The organism is Pseudomonas putida S13.1.2 (genome assembly GCF_000498395.2).
GTDB classification, from domain to species: domain Bacteria; phylum Pseudomonadota; class Gammaproteobacteria; order Pseudomonadales; family Pseudomonadaceae; genus Aquipseudomonas; species Aquipseudomonas putida_Q.
On record NZ_CP010979.1, the window covers coordinates 2330832 to 2347874 of the forward strand.

17 protein-coding genes are annotated in these 17043 nt (G+C 63.5%); 8 read left to right on the forward strand and 9 right to left on the reverse strand.

Features of this window, described 5'->3' with window-relative positions:
• Window positions 1-52: 52 nt before the first annotated feature.
• From pedH to pedF, 7 genes are all read right to left on the reverse strand, one after another.
• Entirely contained in the window at window positions 53-1840 is a 1788-nt protein-coding gene (gene pedH, locus N805_RS10565; RefSeq protein ID WP_028613654.1) for a PQQ-dependent alcohol dehydrogenase PedH, read from the reverse strand.
• A gap of 178 nt (window positions 1841-2018) precedes the next feature.
• Window positions 2019-2951, reverse strand: coding sequence for a quinoprotein relay system zinc metallohydrolase 1 (locus N805_RS10570; protein ID WP_028613653.1), 933 nt, complete (start codon window positions 2949-2951; stop codon window positions 2019-2021).
• 39 nt (window positions 2952-2990) lie between these two features.
• On the reverse strand, window positions 2991-3752 hold the full coding sequence (locus tag N805_RS10575; protein ID WP_028613652.1) for a quinoprotein dehydrogenase-associated SoxYZ-like carrier: 762 nt from the start codon (window positions 3750-3752) through the stop codon (window positions 2991-2993).
• A gap of 99 nt (window positions 3753-3851) precedes the next feature.
• The gene (locus tag N805_RS10580) at window positions 3852-4697 is read right to left on the reverse strand and encodes an IS3 family transposase (protein ID WP_046811296.1); all 846 of its coding nucleotides are present in this window, start codon (window positions 4695-4697) and stop codon (window positions 3852-3854) included.
• The gene (locus N805_RS31000) at window positions 4694-5053 is read right to left on the reverse strand and encodes a transposase (protein WP_019471226.1); all 360 of its coding nucleotides are present in this window, start codon (window positions 5051-5053) and stop codon (window positions 4694-4696) included. The genes N805_RS10580 and N805_RS31000 overlap by 4 nt, the downstream gene beginning before the upstream one ends.
• Window positions 5054-5183: 130 nt before the next feature.
• A complete protein-coding gene (locus tag N805_RS10590; protein ID WP_028613651.1) occupies window positions 5184-6059 on the reverse strand; it encodes a substrate-binding periplasmic protein in 876 nt (291 codons plus the stop codon).
• Window positions 6060-6064: 5 nt separating this feature from the next.
• Window positions 6065-6526 carry a cytochrome c-550 PedF gene (pedF, locus tag N805_RS10595; RefSeq protein WP_028613650.1) on the reverse strand — a complete coding sequence of 154 codons (462 nt, stop codon included), beginning with the start codon at window positions 6524-6526 and terminating at the stop codon, window positions 6065-6067.
• Between the two features lie 254 nt (window positions 6527-6780).
• Between pedF and exaA the strand changes: the two genes are divergently transcribed.
• Both exaA and N805_RS10605 read left to right on the forward strand, forming a co-directional pair.
• Window positions 6781-8676 (forward strand): quinoprotein ethanol dehydrogenase, encoded by a 1896-nt coding sequence (exaA, locus tag N805_RS10600; protein ID WP_028613649.1) that lies wholly within the window; start codon window positions 6781-6783, stop codon window positions 8674-8676.
• Between the two features lie 173 nt (window positions 8677-8849).
• Window positions 8850-9509: a pentapeptide repeat-containing protein gene (locus N805_RS10605; protein ID WP_028613648.1), complete on the forward strand. Its 660-nt coding sequence runs from the start codon at window positions 8850-8852 to the stop codon at window positions 9507-9509.
• Window positions 9510-9676: 167 nt separating this feature from the next.
• Here the strand turns inward: N805_RS10605 and N805_RS10610 are convergent, their stop codons facing one another.
• Window positions 9677-10315, reverse strand: a complete 639-nt coding sequence (locus N805_RS10610) for a response regulator transcription factor (RefSeq protein ID WP_028613647.1) — start codon at window positions 10313-10315, stop codon at window positions 9677-9679.
• The gene (locus N805_RS10615; RefSeq protein ID WP_028613646.1) at window positions 10315-11589 is read right to left on the reverse strand and encodes a HAMP domain-containing sensor histidine kinase; all 1275 of its coding nucleotides are present in this window, start codon (window positions 11587-11589) and stop codon (window positions 10315-10317) included. The genes N805_RS10610 and N805_RS10615 overlap by 1 nt, the downstream gene beginning before the upstream one ends.
• Window positions 11590-11751: 162 nt before the next feature.
• Between N805_RS10615 and N805_RS10620 the strand changes: the two genes are divergently transcribed.
• The 6 genes from N805_RS10620 (at window position 11752) to N805_RS10645 (ending at window position 17026) form a co-directional block, all read left to right on the forward strand.
• Window positions 11752-12945, forward strand: a complete 1194-nt coding sequence (locus N805_RS10620) for an ABC transporter substrate-binding protein (RefSeq protein ID WP_028613645.1) — start codon at window positions 11752-11754, stop codon at window positions 12943-12945.
• Window positions 12946-12975: 30 nt separating this feature from the next.
• Window positions 12976-13965, forward strand: a complete 990-nt coding sequence (locus N805_RS10625) for a YVTN family beta-propeller repeat protein (RefSeq protein ID WP_033742427.1) — start codon at window positions 12976-12978, stop codon at window positions 13963-13965.
• The gene (locus N805_RS10630; protein ID WP_028613643.1) at window positions 13962-14702 is read left to right on the forward strand and encodes an ABC transporter ATP-binding protein; all 741 of its coding nucleotides are present in this window, start codon (window positions 13962-13964) and stop codon (window positions 14700-14702) included. The genes N805_RS10625 and N805_RS10630 overlap by 4 nt, the downstream gene beginning before the upstream one ends.
• Entirely contained in the window at window positions 14699-15490 is a 792-nt protein-coding gene (locus tag N805_RS10635; protein WP_028613642.1) for an ABC transporter permease, read from the forward strand. The genes N805_RS10630 and N805_RS10635 overlap by 4 nt, the downstream gene beginning before the upstream one ends.
• Window positions 15491-15759: 269 nt before the next feature.
• Complete coding sequence (locus tag N805_RS10640) at window positions 15760-16308, forward strand: PQQ-dependent catabolism-associated CXXCW motif protein (RefSeq protein WP_028613641.1); 549 nt, start codon at window positions 15760-15762, stop codon at window positions 16306-16308.
• A gap of 52 nt (window positions 16309-16360) precedes the next feature.
• Window positions 16361-17026: a response regulator transcription factor gene (locus N805_RS10645; protein WP_028613640.1), complete on the forward strand. Its 666-nt coding sequence runs from the start codon at window positions 16361-16363 to the stop codon at window positions 17024-17026.
• Window positions 17027-17043 lie beyond the last annotated feature (17 nt).

Sequence of the window (17043 nt, forward strand, 5' to 3'; positions counted from 1 at the left end):
GCAGCGGGGCTCTCGTCATTTGGTAGTAGGGCCGCTTGCCTCAGGCCACTGCTTACGGCTTGGCGCTTGCCGTTTGCTGCAGCTGCTTGGGTAGCTTGAAGGTCCAGAGCATGCCGCCCTGGTTGAAGTCCTTGACCCGCTTGGCCACTTCGCCACCCCACAGCGGCACCGCGCCGCCCCAGCCGGAGACCACCGACACGTATTGCTCGCCGTCCATTTCCCAGGTCACGGGCGAACCAAGCACGCCAGAGCCCGTCTGGAATTCCCAGATCTTGTCGCCGGTCTTGGCGTTGAAGGCCTGCAGGAAGCCTTCCGGCGTGCCGGTGAACACCAGGTTGCCCTTGGTGGTCAGCACCCCGCCCCACAGCGGCGCGTAGTTCTTGTGCCGCCACACTTCCTTGCCACTGATCGGGTCGATGGCACGCAGCACGCCGATGTAGTCTTCGTTGAGCGGCTTGATGGTGAAGCCGGCGCCGAGGAACGCCGCACCTTTCTTGTAGGCGATGCCTTCGTTCCAGATGTCCATGCCCCACTCGTTGGAGGGCACGTAGAACAGCCCGGTGTCCTTGTTGTAGGCCATTGGCATCCAGTTCTTGGCGCCGAGGAAGGCCGGGGCGACGAACACCGAACTGCCCTTGGCCTCGCTGCCGGGTGCGCCCGGGCGGCTGGCGTCGTTGTAGATCGGCCGGCCGTCCTTGTCCAGGCCGGTGGCCCAGGTGATCTTGTCGACGAAGGGGAAGCCGCGAATGAACGTGCCGTTGGTGCGGTCCAGCACGTAGAAGAAGCCGTTGCGGTCGGCCGTGGCGGCGGCCTTGACCTCCTTGCCGCCATCCTTGTAGTTGAACGAGATCAGCTCGTTGACGCCGTCGAAGTCCCAGCCGTCATGCGGCGTGCTCTGGAAGTGCCACTTGATGGTGCCGTCGTCCGGGTTCAGGGCCAGGCGCGACGAGGAATACAGGTTGTCACCGGGGCGCAGGTGCGAGTTCCACGGTGCCGGGTTGCCGGTGCCGAACAGGATCAGGTTGGTTTCCGGGTCGTAGTAACCGCCCAGCCAGGGCGCAGCGCCGCCGGTCTTCCACAGGTCCCCGGGCCAGGTCTTGCCCGCCTCGCCGCCGGAAATACCGTTTTCGATGGCCTTGCCGTCCTTGTACACGTAGCCCATGTGCCCTTCCACGGTGGGGCGCATCCACAGCAGCTCGCCGTTTTCCGGGTTGTAGGCCTGGATCTTGCCCACCACGCCGAACTCGCCACCGGCGACGCCGGTGATCAGCTTGCCGTTGACGATCATGGGCGCAGCGCTGATGGAATAGCCTTCCTTGTGGTCGGCCACCTTCTTGCTCCAGACCACCTTGCCGGTGTCCTTGTTCAGGGCCACCAGCTTGGCGTCCAGGGTGCCGAAGAACACCAGGTCGCCGTACAGCGCCACGCCGCGGTTGATCACGTCGCAGCAGGGGCGGATGTCATCCGGCAGGCGTGCATCGTATTGCCACAGTTTCTTGCCGGTGCGGGCATCCACGGCGAACACCCGCGAGTAGGAACCGGTCAGGTACATCACCCCATCTTTGATCAGCGGCTGGGCCTGCTGGCCGCGTTGCTTTTCACCACCAAAGGAGAAAGCCCAGACCGGCCGCAGTTCCTTGACGTTGTTGGCATTGAGCAGGTCCAGCGGGCTGTAGCGCTGGCCCTGCACACCCAGGCCATTGGTCACGATCTGCTGCGGGTTCTTCGGGTCCTGGAGGATTTCTTCATTGCTGACAGCGGCGTGGGTCGCGCCGGCAAGCAGCATGGCGCTGAGCACCAGGCTCACGGCGAACAAGGGGCGACGCGGGGATCGGGTCATGACGGCTACCTTTGGTTTTTTTGTTGTGCCCGGGAAAATTTCCCGGTGTGCCGGGAATTCTTGGTCCCGACCCGGTTGCCAACAATTGCCCGCAGTGCGGAGTTTTCTAGTTCCTTGGTACAGGGCCGGGTCCCCAAGACATGCGCGATCCCTTGGGGATCGCGTCAGCGCAGCAGGTTCAGGGGTTGGCGTCGACGCGCTGGAGTTGTTGGCGTTCGTAGCGGGGATACAGATGGCTGACACTGCGAATCAGCTCATAACGGGTCAGGCTGATCCCGGCAAAGCGTTCGGGGATGGGGCTGCGGATCATCTCGGCCATGTCGTCGCCACGCGCCGCGCCGTCGCGCATCAGCCCGTCCAGCCAGCGCAGGTAATCACGCATCTGTGCAAACGGCCGGGCATCGCTGGCCACCGGCCCGTGCCCAGGCACAAGCAGCTTCCAGGGCAAGGCTTGCAGGGTGTCCAGGTCCTTTTGCCACACCTCCAGCCCCGGGCTGTTGGGGGTGGTCAAGGCACGCTCGTAGAACACCAGGTCGCCAGCGAACAGCACGCCGGTCTTCTCATCCAGAATCGCCAGGTCGGCGCCGGTATGCCCGCCTAGCTCCAGCAACCGCAGGCGGTGCCCGCCCACCTCATGGATACCCGGCTGCAGCACCTGGGTCGGCAGCACCACTTCGGTGCCGCGCATCCAGTCGCCAACCAGGCGGTACATGTTCTCGGCCATGGCCTCGCCCTGCTGGCGCAGCAAGTCGCTGGTACCGGCCAAAGCGCCGATAGGCACATCGGCAAACGCCTGGTTGCCCAGCACATGGTCAGGGTGATGATGGGTCAGCAGCACTTCCAGCACCGGCTTGTCGGTGGTGGCTGCAATGGCCTGGCGCAACGCATCGCCGTAGCGTTTCGACGGCCCGCTGTCGATCACCACCACGCCGCTGTCGGTGACGATGAACGCGGTATTGACGATATTGCCGCCATTGGCCTTGGCGAAGTTGTCGGTGCTGCCCTCCAGTAGCCAGGTACCCTCCGCAATCTGCCGGGGCACAAGCCGATAGTCCAGGTCTGCCCAGGCCGGCAGCCCCAGGCACAGCAGCAACAGCATCATCCAACGCATGAAGGGCGCCTCTGGTCAGGGGTAAAATCGGCAACGCGCTCAGGGCACTGCCGCCTCGAACTGGTTGCCGCTGTTGTCCTGCAACAGCAGCCGGGTCGGCCCGGCGCCCTGGATATCGAAACCCAGGTTGGGGTTTTCGCTGACAGCCGGGTACAGCTCTAGGCTGGCCAGGCGCTGGCCGTTCGCGTCTTGCAACTCGGCATGGTTGAGGAAGAACTCGGGAATACCGCTGACCAGCCCGTTGTCCATCGGGTGGGCCACCTGCAAGCGCAAGCGGCTGCTGTCGCCGCGCGGGTAGCGCCCGCCCAGCACTTCACCGAGGTGTTCTTCCCAGCCGGGTTGGGTGCGCACCACGCTGGGCGCGGTACAGCCGCCGCCGGCGGCATCGATCAGGGTCGAGCCGACATGCCACAGGCCGTCACGTGTCAGCACGGCGGCGCGCAACGGGGTGGCCTGTTCGATGCGGATGCGGATCGACAACCAGGGCAACACGCGCTCGCCGGGCTGAAAGTCGACAATGCGCGGCAATGGGTTGAGCTCGGCCCAGGCGATTATCCGCAGCACCTCGCCAGCGAATGCCCGGGCGTCGATCTCCAGCGGCACCTGCCGTGCGTCCTCGGCAAAGGGCGGCGCCAGCAGCTTGACCCGGTCATCGAAGACGAACGCGGCCTGGCCCAGCAGCTGCTTGTGGTAGAAGTCCCACATCACAGAGGGCACCGGGTCCGTCTGGGGGGCTGGGGTGGCAGCCTGGGCTGACCAAGGTATCCAGCAGGCCAGCAGGAAAGTCGCTTTCAAGTTCATGATCCGCTCCCATGGATCAACACAGGATCTTCAGGGGTACCAAGGCCACTGTGGGAGCGGGTTTGATCTGGTCAAGTAATTTTGGACACCGGTTAAGGTTCATGCCGCTGCCCTGAGCTTTTCCTCCATGGCTACCGGGGTCTCATAGCCGTTGTAGCTGTGGAGGCGCTTGAGGTTGTAGCGCACCAAATAAGCCATGATGTCGGCCTTAGCTGCAGCTTCGGACTCATAGCCCCCTGCTGGCACCCATTCTGATTTCAATGCCCCGAAAAATCGCTCCATGGCGGCGTTGTCCCAGCATTGGCCACGGTGGCTCATGCTTTGTTTCAAGCTGCACTCTTCAAGCACAGCCCTGAATTTATGGCTGGTGTACTGACAACCTTGATCTGAATGAAACATCACCCCTGCAGGTTTACCTCTGGACTCAGACGCCATACGCAGCGCGTCACAGGCCAATCTGGCATCGGCAGTCATTGAGAATGCCCAGCCCACAACTCGGCGTGCGTACAAGTCGATTATTGCGGCCAAATAGAGCCAACGTCTGCCAACCTGGATGTAAGTCACATCGCCACACCAAACCTCATTGATCGTCGAAACTTTGAAGTTTCGCTTCAGCTGGTTTTCCGCAATCAGTGCTTCCGCGCCCGATGAGCGATACCGATGGGGCCTTCGTTGTCGGCATTCCAGACCAGCTTCACGCATAAGAGCACGCACTTTGTAACGCCCGATTTTATGGCCTTCACGTCGCATTTCCTGCATCAACGTGCGTGAGCCTGCGGAGCCTCGTGACGCCTTGAAAAGCTTGATTACCTGCGAGCGTAGAGCATCCCTTTCGAGATTTTCACGCCCTTGGCGTTTGCGCCAGGCATAGAAACTGCTGCGCTTGACCCCAAGCACGCGACAGCAGTCGACAACACCATATTGCTCACTCAGCTCGTTGATCAGCGAGAATGATCTTTGGAGTCCCGAAGCAGGAGAGCACTGGCCTTTTTTAGGATTTCGAGATCCCGATCCTTCTGACGAACCAGAGCTTCCAGCTCCTCAATGCGTCGTTGATCCGGGGTGATAGCCTTGGCCCCAGCAGGGACTTTCCCCGCTCTTTCCTGCCGTACCTGCTCAACCCAGCGGCGGAGAGCTGTACGACCTATTCCGAGGATTTGGCACACCTCAGGAACCGACTGGCCGCCGTCTAACACCATCTCAGCAGCTTGAATTTTGTGTTCTTTCGAGTAGGACTTTCGCACTGATTTTGCCTCCAATTGGGCGCCATGATAGCGCCCTAAGAAGGTGTCCAAAATCATTAGGCCAGTTCAGTTCACCCGCGAAGAATCCGACGCGGTGCATGGCACCGGCTTCGCCGGTGTTCGCGGGTGAACCCGCTCCCACAGGGGGTTGTGTTGCCTGCGCGAATCCGCGGGCCTGGGCAATTTGTTACTGATACATCTCGGGAACCTCGTAACGCAGGCCGTAAGCGGCATACATCGCCTTGAGCCGGCCATCGCGGATCATCGCCTCAAGGGCCTCCTCCACGGCATAGGCCAGCTGACGGTTGCTTTCGTGCACGGCCATGCCGATTTCCCAGGCCTGCTTGCCCAGGTTGGGGTAGGCGTTTTCCGCCAGGGCCAGTTGCGGGTCGGCGGCCTGGTACAGCTGCCAGTCGACTTCGCCGCGCATCGCCATCACTGCGTCCACCTGGCCAGCCTGCATGGCGCTGAACGCCTGCTGCACGCCGGGGTAATGGTGGGTTTTGGCACTGAGCATGCCGTTGAACACCGAGGTCAGGTAGAAAGACGGCACGCTGTCAACCTCGACCCCGATCGGGTGCTGCTGGAACACAGCCACACTGGCCACCGACTTCAGACGACGCTGGTCGTAGGCCACCTGCCAGCGCTCTTGCTGATAAGGGCCGAACATCACCACTTGGGCGTTTGCCAGCTCACCCAGTTCGTTACGCTTTTGTGCGTAGGCTTGGTCGTAGGGCACCCGCATCATCAGGTCGGCCAGCTGCTGGTGGCGCAGCGGGCTGCCGCGCCAGATATAGTCGCGCAGATCGTCGTCGAGCTTTTCCCCGGGCGGCGCCCAGATCAGTTGCAAGCGCACCCCCAAAGCCGTGGCCAACGCCTGCGCCAGCTCTACATCGACACCGCGGGGCTTGCCCTGGTCCTCGAAACTGTAGGGCGCGAAATCCTTGTACACCGCCACTTTCAGCTCGCCGGCGGCGATGATCGCGTCGTAGTTGCGTACCTGCGCCTGGGCCGTCGCGCAGCACAGCAGCAGGCTACAAAACAGCACGGCAAACAGACGCATGGCCGTCACTCCTCGACGTGCACGCTGTCCAGGTAGGTGCGCACCGCCCACAGGGCTTCCTGGCTGAGGTAGTCGGCCATCTTCGGCATGTACACCCGGCCATCACGGACCGCGCCGTGGCGTACCCGCTCGACAAACCATTCATCCCCGGCGTCACCGGCATCGAGCATGCGCAGGTCCGGGGCGATGCCACCGGACTTGGCCTCCAGGCCATGGCAGGCAGCGCAGTTCTGGTTGTAGGCCGAGGCGCCGATTTCCACGGCCTTGTCGTGCTCGGGCGAGCTGCGGTAAGGGTTTACGGCAGCCCAGCCGTCGCCGTCCAGGCTTACGCCTGCGTCCTTGATCGGGGTCAGGCCCTTGGTCTCCACCGCCTGCGGCACTACGTTGCCATGGGCCCAGGCCGTACTGGTCAGCACCGCTGCGGCCAGCAGCCCTGCAGCAAGCAACACATTGCGTTTTGTTGTCATTGTTATGCCCTCACCATTGCACGCAAAGCCTCAACCACAGAGGCCGTGCCGCCATCTTAGAAACAGCCTGCGGGCGCTCGAATGCTGCTTTGGTGGCCGGGCCTTACTCCCTTGGTAGTAGGGCTTGTGGCGAAGGGCGAATTGAGGTGCCATTCGGGAACTCTTCCCGGCAAGGGCGGGACTTTTTCCGTATCCCGCAACAGCTCCCCCGCCCCACCCTGTGCAGGCCAAAACCTCCACTGGGAACTGCAACCATGACAATAAGATCGCTACCCGCCCTTTCCCCTCTGGCCTTGAGCGTGCGCGCCCTGCTACTGGCCGGTAGCCTGGCCTTGGGCAACGTGGCAACAGCGGCCACCCCACCTGCTGCACCTGCCGGCAAAAGCGTCACCTGGGAAGACATCGCCAACGACCACCTGACCACCCAGGACGTGCTGCAGTACGGCATGGGCACCAACGCCCAACGCTGGAGCCCACTGGCCCAGGTCAATGACCAGAACGTGTTCAAGCTGACCCCTGCCTGGTCCTACTCCTTCGGCGACGAGAAGCAGCGCGGCCAGGAGTCCCAGGCCATCGTCAGCGACGGCGTGGTCTACGTCACCGGCTCGTACTCGCGGGTATTTGCCCTCGATGCCAAGACCGGCAAACGCCTGTGGACCTACAACCACCGCCTGCCCGACAACATTCGCCCGTGCTGTGACGTGGTCAACCGCGGGGCGGCAATCTACGGCGACAAGATCTACTTCGGCACCCTCGACGCACGGCTCATCGCCCTCGACAAGCACACCGGCAAGGTGGTGTGGAACAAGAAGTTCGGCGACCACAGCGCCGGCTACACCATGACTGGCGCCCCGGTGCTGATCAAAGACAAGACCAGCGGCAAGGTGCTGCTGATCCATGGCAGCTCCGGCGATGAGTTCGGCGTAGTCGGCCAGCTGTTCGCCCGCGACCCGGACACTGGCGAAGAGGTGTGGATGCGGCCCTTCGTCGAAGGCCACATGGGCCGCCTGAACGGCAAGGACAGCACCCCGACCGGCGACGTCAAGGCGCCGTCCTGGCCAGACGACCCGACCACTGAAACCGGCAAGGTCGAAGCCTGGAGCCACGGCGGCGGCGCCCCTTGGCAAAGCGCCAGTTTTGATGCCGAGACCAACACCATCATCGTTGGCGCTGGCAACCCTGGCCCCTGGAACACCTGGGCGCGCACCGCCAAAGATGGCAACCCCCACGACTACGACAGCCTCTACACCTCGGGCCAGGTCGGTGTCGACCCCAGCACCGGCGAGGTGAAGTGGTTCTACCAGCACACGCCAAACGATGCCTGGGACTTCTCCGGCAACAACGAGCTGGTGCTGTTCGACTACAAGGGCAAGGACGGCAAGGTGGTCAAGGCCACCGGGCACGCCGACCGCAACGGCTTCTTCTACGTGGTGGACCGCAACAACGGCAAGCTGCAGAACGCCTTCCCGTTCGTCGACAACATCACCTGGGCCAGCCATATCGACCTGAAGACCGGACGCCCGGTAGAAAACCCCGGCCAGCGCCCGGCCAAGCCGCTGCCTGGTGAAACCAAGGGCAAACCGGTGGAAGTCTCGCCGCCGTTCCTGGGTGGCAAGAACTGGAACCCGATGGCCTACAGCCAGGACACCGGCCTGTTCTACATCCCGGGCAACCAGTGGAAAGAGGAATACTGGACCGAGGAAGTGAACTACAAGAAGGGCTCGGCGTACCTGGGCATGGGTTTCCGTATCAAGCGCATGTACGACGACCATGTCGGCACCTTGCGCGCCATGGACCCGAGCACCGGCAAGCTGGTGTGGGAGCACAAGGAGCACCTGCCGCTGTGGGCGGGCGTGCTGGCAACCAAGGGCAACCTGGTGTTCACCGGCACTGGCGACGGTTTCTTCAAGGCGTTCGACGCCAAGACGGGCAAGGAGCTTTGGAAGTTCCAGACCGGCAGCGGCATCGTCTCGCCGCCCATTACCTGGGAGCAGGACGGCGAGCAGTACATCGGCGTGACCGTGGGCTACGGCGGCGCCGTGCCGCTGTGGGGCGGCGACATGGCCGAGCTGACCAAGCCAGTGGCTCAGGGCGGCTCGTTCTGGGTATTCAAGATCCCGAGCTGGGACAACAAGACTGCGCAGCGTTGACTGCCTGAGGTAAAGCGTTACTGGGGCTGCTTTGCAGCCCATCGCCGGCAAGCCAGCTCCCACACTACGGTGCAGATCTCAAGGGCTGTGCAGTCCCTGTAGGCGCTGGCTTGCCGGCGATGGGCCGCAACGCGGCCCCCCAACTGCCCTGTTCCAACTGAGAGCCTTTCGCCATGAACTACCTGCCATTTGCCTTGCTGTTGGTACTGTCCCCTGCCTTGGCCGTGAGTGCCGACGACGTTGGCAACGATGCCCCCTTGACCATCAATGGCTGCGTCATTGCCGAAGCCAGCCAGTGCCCGGGGGCCAACCTGCGCGGTGCCAACCTGGCCAACCAGGACCTGCGCAAGATGAACCTGGCCGGCGCCGACCTGCGTGATGCCGACCTGCGCCATGCCCGGCTGGACCTGGCCAACCTGGAAAAAGCCCGGCTGCAGGGCGCCAACCTGACCCGCGCCAGCCTGCAACAGAGCAACCTGCGTGTGGCTGACCTGAGCGACAGCAAGTTGGTGGCCATTCAGGGCTGGGGCTTGTTCGCCCAAGGGGCACAGTTTGAAAAGGCCGACCTCAGTGCAGCCTACTTGCAGTTCGCCAGGCTGTCCGGGGCGAAGCTGCAGCAGGCAAACTTGCAGGCGGCGGACCTGGAGATGGCCTGGCTGAGCAAGGCTGATCTGCAAGGGGCCAACCTGAGCGATGCCAACCTGCAAGAGGCCAAGTTTGGCCAGAGCAACCTGGCGCGTGCCGATTTGCGCGGTGCGCGGCAGCATTACGGGAATTTCCAGGAGGCCAACATGGAGGGGTGCAAGGGATGCCCGGATACATGGGACAACTGATGGCTTGCGCGAACCCCTTGTAGGAGCGGCCTTGTGTCGCGAAAGGGCCGCAAAGCGGCCCCGGCAATGCTGCAGCAAAGCAAAGATACCGGGGGCGCTTCGCACCCCTTTCGCGACACAAGGCCGCTCCTAAAATCATCTGCGCAAGACCAGGATCGCAGTACCCCTCACCCCCCCACCTTCACCACCCCCAGGTTGATGCCCAGGTGCACCAGCTCGGCATGCGAACTGACCTGCAACTTGCTCTTGAGCAAGGTCAAATGATTGGACACAGTCTTGGCGCTGATGCACAGCTGCTCGGCAATCACCCGCATCGGCGTACCTTTGGCCAGCATCGTGAAAATCTCCAGTTCACGCTGGGTCATGCGCTGCAAGCGCGGGTCGCTGGTGCTTTGTTGCGACATGCACGCCAACTGCGTAGCCAAGGGCTGTTCGATGTAGGCATGCCCGGCCAGCACCCGCTGCACCGCCTCGATCAACACCTCGGGCGCCGAGTTCTTGGTCAGGTAGCCCGAAGCCCCGGCTTCCAGTGCCTGACGCACCAGCGGCAACTCGTCGTGCATGCTGAAAAACAGCACCCGTAGCTGAGGCAGGCGCTGGCGCAGGCGGCGGGTGGTTTCCAGGCCACTGATACCCGGCAGGCCAAAGTCCATGATCACCAGGTTCGGCACTTGCTCCTGAACCCGGGCCAAGGCCTGTTCACCACTGGCGGCCTCACGCACCAGCATCGCCGGCAATACCGTGCGCAGCAGGCTGGCATAGCCCTGGCGGACCACAGCATGGTCATCGACCAATACGATATTCATCACACCTCCTTGGGAATGTTCAGGGCCAGCGCCCAGCCGCCACCCGGGCGGCTCAAGATGTGCAGCTCCCCCCCAAGGCTGCGTGCACGCTCGGCCATCGAGTGCAGACCTACCCCTGGGCGCTGGGGCGGGTGCGCACCGCGGCCATTGTCGCGAATGAACAGGCGCAAACCCTTGGCACTGCGCTGCAGGCGCACCCGCACCTGGCTTGCGCCGGCATGTCGGGCGACGTTGGTCAGCGCCTCTTGCAGCAAGCGGTACAAGTGCGTTCTGCTCGCCCCGGGCAGCGCCGGCAAGTGCTCGCCTACCCGCAGCCGGCATTCGATGCCCTGGCTGGCCTGCCACTGGCTCACCAGCAGGCCGAACGCCTCGGCCAGCGGCATGTAGTGCAGCGCCACCGGATACAGGTTGTGCACCAGGGCGCGAAAACCTTGCTGGAGGCGCTCGCAATTGAGTTCGAGGTCGTGCGCCGTCTGTGTCACCACCGCAGGTTGCTCGGCCACCATACGCAACAGACAGAGTTGGGCACGAATACCTGCCAGGTATTGCCCCAGGTCGTCGTGCAGCGCCTGCGCCAGCTGGGTACGCTCTTGCTCCTGTGCTGCTAGCAGTGCCTGGGTCAGCTGCGCATTGTCGGCCCGGGCCTGCTCCAGCGTCGCGGTCATACGGTTGAAGTACGCCGCCAGCTGGCGTGCCTCCGGCAGGCCCGCTTCGCGCAAGCGCGCAGTCAACTGCCCGCCCGAAACCTGGCGCAAGGCGCACAGCAGTTCATCCAGCAGGCCCATGGCGCGCCGTACCGCCCAGCGGATGGTCAGCAAGCTCAGCAGCAAGGCCAGGCCACACAGGCCAAGCAGTTGCTGCAGGGAGTCCCAGACTTCGTCGATCTCATCCCGCGGATCGACAGCGATCAACACCCGGCGCCCGTCATTCAGGTCCAGCAGCCGGCTGCTGCTGTGGCGCTCGCCAAACAGCTGGTGGCCCAGCCAGGCATCCAGCCCGGTTTGCGGCGGTAACTGCGGCGCTTCACCCGGCGCCAGCCAGTGCACCCGCACATGGCGCAGGCTCTGGGTCAGCCGGGGTTGCAGGCTTGCCGGGTCGTGTTCGGCAGTGTCACCGAGGTACGCCACCACCGCTTCGGCAGACTGCAACTCACGTTCTACATCAGCCACCGCCTGGTGCAACAACACGCCGGCACAGGCCAGCGCCACCAAAGCGAAACAGAACGTGACCCACAGGTTGATCCGCCACAGGGCCGACAGGTTGACAAGGCGCACAGGCGATTCTCCTCGGGGCGTCGTGGCCCATCGTGCGCCCCATCCTAAAGCCGCGGCACCCGCGCCGAATTACTACCTTGGTACCGGGCTAGCGCTACTTTCTGCATATTTCCTCCTCCCGGCGGGCTTCCTATGCTGGCGCCATCTGCCGTGGAGTGTGTTATGCGCCAGCCTGCCCACCTTGCCCTGACCTGCCTGCTGGCCCTGGCCGCGACGCTGTCTGCGCCGCTGGCGCCCGCCGCTCAGGGCCAACCCGCAGCACCCCTGCAAGTGCGCATCGGCTACCTGGGCTATCGGCCCGACCCCGGACCGCTGCTGTCCAATGTCATTCCTGAGCCTGCCGACGCCGGGCGGCAAGGTGCCGAGCTGGCGATTGTCGACAGCAACAGCACCGGGCGCTTCCTGAAGCAGCAATTCCAGCTGACCAACGCCACTGTCGACAGCCCCGAGGCCCTGCTGCAGGCAGCGAAGGCGCAGCACGACCAGGGCCTGCGGCTGTTTGTGGTGAATGCCCCGGCCGCCAGCCTGCGCGCGTTGTCTGCCGCCTTGCCCGACAGCCTGTTGTTCAACGCCGGCAGCCCCGACGACAGCCTGCGCAGCAGCCAGTGCCTGGGCAATGTGCTGCACAGCCTGCCAGGGCGGGCCATGCTGGCCGATGCACTGGTGCAATTGCTGGTGCTGCGCAAGTGGCAGCGGGCGCTGCTGGTGGTTGGCCAGACCGAAGACGACCAGGCCTACGCCGCCGCCCTGCGCCGTTCGGTGAAGCGCTTTGGCATGCAACTGGTCGCGGAGAAGACCTGGACCTTCGACAATGACCAGCGCCGCAGCGCCCAGGCCGACATGCCGCTGTTCACCCAAACCGCCGAATACGACGTGGTGCTGGTGGCCGACGAGCGCGGCGACTTTGGCGAGTACCTGCCCTACCAGACCTGGTACCCCCGCCCCGTGGCCGGCACCCAGGGCCTGACCCCCACCGGCTGGCACAAGACCGTCGAAACCTTTGGCGCCGCGCAGTTGCAAAAACGCTTCGAAGCCCAGGCCGGGCGCTGGATGAATGACCGCGACTTTGCCGCCTGGATGGCCGTGCGCAGCATTGCCAGCGCAGCCAGCAAGCTGCGCCAGGCCGAACCCCGCGCGCTACAACAACTGCTGCTCAGCGAACAATTGCCACTGGATGGTTTCAAGGGCCGCAAGCTCAGCTACCGCCCGTGGAATGGCGAACTGCGCCAGCCAATCCCGCTGGTGCAGCCGCGCGCCCTGGTCAGCACTTCGCCGCAGGAGGGCTTCCTGCACCCTTTCAACGAAATGGACAGCCTGGGCTACGACAAGCCCGAAGTGACCTGCCGCTACCCCTGACCCGATAACCACAACAATAAGGAATACGCCATGCGCCGCCCTCTCTTCCACCGGGCCCTGCTTTACCCCAGCCTGCTGTCGGGCGCCCTGGCGCTGGCCTGCGGGCACGCTATGGCCGCCACTGCCTGGGTCTCCAACGAGAAGGACAACAGCCTCAGCCTGATCGACATGCAAACGCTGGAAGTCACCGAAACCTTGCCGGTGGGCCAGCGCCCGCGCGGCCTGCTGCTGTCACACGACAACAAGCTGCTGTACATCTGCGCCAGCGACTCGGACCGGGTGCAGGTGATGGACGTGGCCACCCGCAAGATCATCAAGGAACTGCCCTCCGGTAAAGACCCCGAGCAGTTCGCCCTGCACCCCAACGACCGCTGGCTGTACGTGTCCAATGAGGACGACGCGCTGGTGACGGTGATCGACACCGTCACCGACAAGGTGCTCGGGCAGATCGACGTGGGTATCGAGCCCGAAGGCATGGCGGTGAGCCCCGACGGCAAGTGGGCCGTCAACACCAGTGAAACCACCAACATGCTGCACTGGATCGACACCAGCACCCAGACCCTGGCCGACAGCACCCTGGTCGACCAGCGGCCGCGTTTCGTCGAGTTCAACAAGGACGGTTCGCGGTTATGGGCCTCGGCGGAAATCGGTGGCACGGTGACCATCCTCGACGTGGCCACGCGCCAGGTGCTGAAAACCCTGAATTTCCAGATCAAGGGCGTTCACCCGGACAAAGTCCAGCCAGTGGGTATCAAGCTCAGCGCCGATGGCAAGTACGCTTTCGTCGCCTTGGGCCCGGCCAACCATGTGGCGGTGATTGATGCCAAGACTTACGAGGTACTCGACTACCTGCTGGTCGGGCGGCGGGTCTGGCAGCTGGCGTTCACCCCGGACCAGCGCCAGTTGCTGGCCACCAACGGGGTCAGCAGCGACGTTTCGGTGATCGACGCGAAGAACCTCAAGGTGCTCAAGTCGGTGAAGGTCGGGCGCTACCCCTGGGGCGTGGTGGTAACACCATGAACGCCCTGGACGTCAGTGATGTGAGCTTCGCCTACGGCTCGCGCGAAGCGCTCAAGCATGTGGGTTTCAGCCTGGCGCCCGGGCGCTTCGCCGCGCTGCTGGGCCCCAATGGCGCCGGCAAGTCGACCTTGATCGCCCTGCTTACCCGCCTGTACGACCTGCAGCACGGCGACATCCGCGTGAGCGGCTGCTCGCTGCGTAATGCCGCACGCCCGGCGTTGCGCCAGCTGGGCGTGGTGTTTCAGCAAAGCACCCTGGACCTGGACCTGAGCGTGGAACAGAACCTGCGCTACCACGCCGCGCTGCATGGCCTGTCGCGGCGCCAGAGCACCCTGCGGGTCGAAGCCGAACTGGCCCGCCAGGGCCTTGGCGAACGCCGCCGCGATCGTGTACGCGAGCTGAACATCGGCCATCGGCGCCGGGTGGAAATTGCCCGCGCGCTGCTGCATGAACCGCGCCTGCTGCTGCTCGACGAAGCCAGCGTCGGCCTCGACCCGGCTAGCCGCCTGGCGCTCAACCAGCACCTGCGCCTTTTGTGCCGCGAGCAGCAGCTCAGTGTACTTTGGGCCACCCACCTGCTGGACGAAGTACAGCCCAGCGATGACCTGCTTATTCTGCATCAGGGGCGCCTGGTGGCCAGTGGCACCGCCGATGCGCTAAGCCTGGAGCACGGCGGCGACCTTGACAACGCCTTTGCCCGCCTGACCAGCGCCCACTCAGGAGCCAACGTCCGATGAACGCCTACTGGCAATGTTTCAACGGCATCATGCTGCGCGAATGGCTGCGCTTCGTGTTGCAGCGCACACGCCTGCTCAGTGCCCTGGTGCGCCCGCTGCTGTGGTTGCTGGTGTTCGCCGCCGGGTTTCGCGCGGCGCTGGGCATTGCCATCATCGAGCCCTACGACACCTATATCCCTTACGAGGTGTACATCATTCCGGGCCTGGCCTGCATGATCTTGCTGTTCAACGGCATGCAAGGCTCACTGTCGATGGTCTATGACCGGGAGATGGGCAGCATGCGCGTGCTGTTGACCAGCCCATTGCCGCGGCCGTTCCTGCTGGGCAGCAAGCTGTTGGCGACGTCGTTGATTTCCCTGCTGCAAGTCTATGCCTTCCTCGCCATCGCCTGGCTCTACGGCGTGCAGCCACCGGCTGCAGGCTTGCTGCTGGCGCTGCCGGCATTGCTGCTGGTGGCGTTCATGCTCAGCGCCCTGGGGCTGTTGCTGTCGAACGCGATCCGCCAGCTGGAGAATTTTGCCGGGGTGATGAATTTCGTGATCTTCCCGCTGTTTTTCCTGTCTTCGGCGTTGTACCCGCTGTGGAAGATGCGCGAGGCCAGCCAGTGGTTGTACTGGCTGTGTGCTGTGAACCCGTTTACCCATGCCGTGGAACTGGTGCGGTTTGCCCTTTATGAGCGGCTGAACCTGCTGGCGCTGGCGGTGTGCCTGGGGTTGACCGCCTTGTTTACTGTGCTGGCGATACTCACCTTCAACCCCCAGCATGCGGCGCTGCGCAAGCCCCGCTGACGGGCCGCACAATCCATTGGCTGAGCGAGGCGCCTGTGGGAGCGGGTTTACCCGCGAAGAAGGCGACGCGGTGTATGGCACCGGCTACGCCGGTGTTCGCGGGTGAACCCGCTCCCACAGGGACTGCTCCAGCATGAAAAAAATTAGCAAATCGGGAATATCGTCGGTCCGCCAGCTACTACTTTAGTACTGCCTTTGCTGTCTAATCGTCGCATTCACAACGCACCGCCACTGGCATGTAATGGGCCTATAACAAAAAGGATAAAACCATGCCACGTGCCCTGCACCCTTTGTTGGCTGCCCTGTCGCTGAGCCTGTCGCTGGGCGTCGCCCACGCCGACACCACGCCGCTGTTCTCCGCCGAAGGCTATCGCACCACCCTCTATCGCAGCCCGACCCCGCAACAGGTCGAAGGTGGCCAGGTGATCGACACCGCCACGCTGCAACGCCTGCTGGGGCAGACTCCCAGGCCGGTGCTGGTTGACGTCTATCGCCGGCAATGGCTGCAAGGCCGATTCATCGAAGACGAGCCGCACAGCAACCTCCCCGGCAGCCTGTGGCTGGCCAACACCGGCGACGGCGAACTGAGCCCGGCCTGGCAGGACTACTTCGTGCGTAACCTGCAAAAAGCCACCGCCGGTCAGCCGGAACAACCGCTGATTTTTTACTGCCGATCCGATTGCTGGTTAAGCTGGAACGCGGTAAAACGCGCCAAAGCCCTGGGCTACAACAACCTGTACTGGTACCGCGACGGCCTGGACGCCTGGCAGCAGGCCAACCTGCCGCTGCAGCCGGCGCAACCCGTGCCCTTCCCCTGAAACACTTGCCTGCGAACGCGTGCCCATCCAATAAAAACAAGGTGAAAAGGCCATGTACAAAATTCTGATTGCCGACGATCACCCCCTGTTTCGCGAAGCCATCCACAACGTCATCAGCGATGGTTTTCAAGGCAGCGAGGTCATGGAGACGGCCGACCTGGACAGCGCCCTGGCATTGACCCAGGCGCACGATGACCTCGACCTGATCCTGCTCGACCTGAACATGCCCGGCATGCACGGGCTCAATGGCCTGATCACCCTGCGCAACGAGGCGCCGACCACCCCGGTAGTGATCGTTTCAGCCGAGCAGGAAAAGCAGATCGTGTTGCAGGCCATCACCTACGGTGCCGTGGGCTTCATCACCAAGTCCTCGCCACGCTCACAGATGATCGAGGCGATCGAGCAGATCCTCAATGGCAATGTCTACCTGCCACCAGACATCATCCGCGCGCAGAAAAGCAGCACCGGCCGGCGCCACAACGATACCCCGAGCTTTCCGCCGGAAATGCTCCAGGCCTTGACCCGCAAGCAGCTGCTGGTGCTTGAGCGCATGACCAAGGGGGAATCGAACAAGCAGATCGCCTACACGCTGGATATCGCCGAAACCACGGTCAAGGCCCATGTTTCGGCGATACTGCGCAAACTCAATGTGCATAACCGGGTGCAGGCGATCCTGAGTGCCGGCGATATCGATTTTGCTGATTACTTGCGCCGCTGACCTGTTCCGGCCTCTTC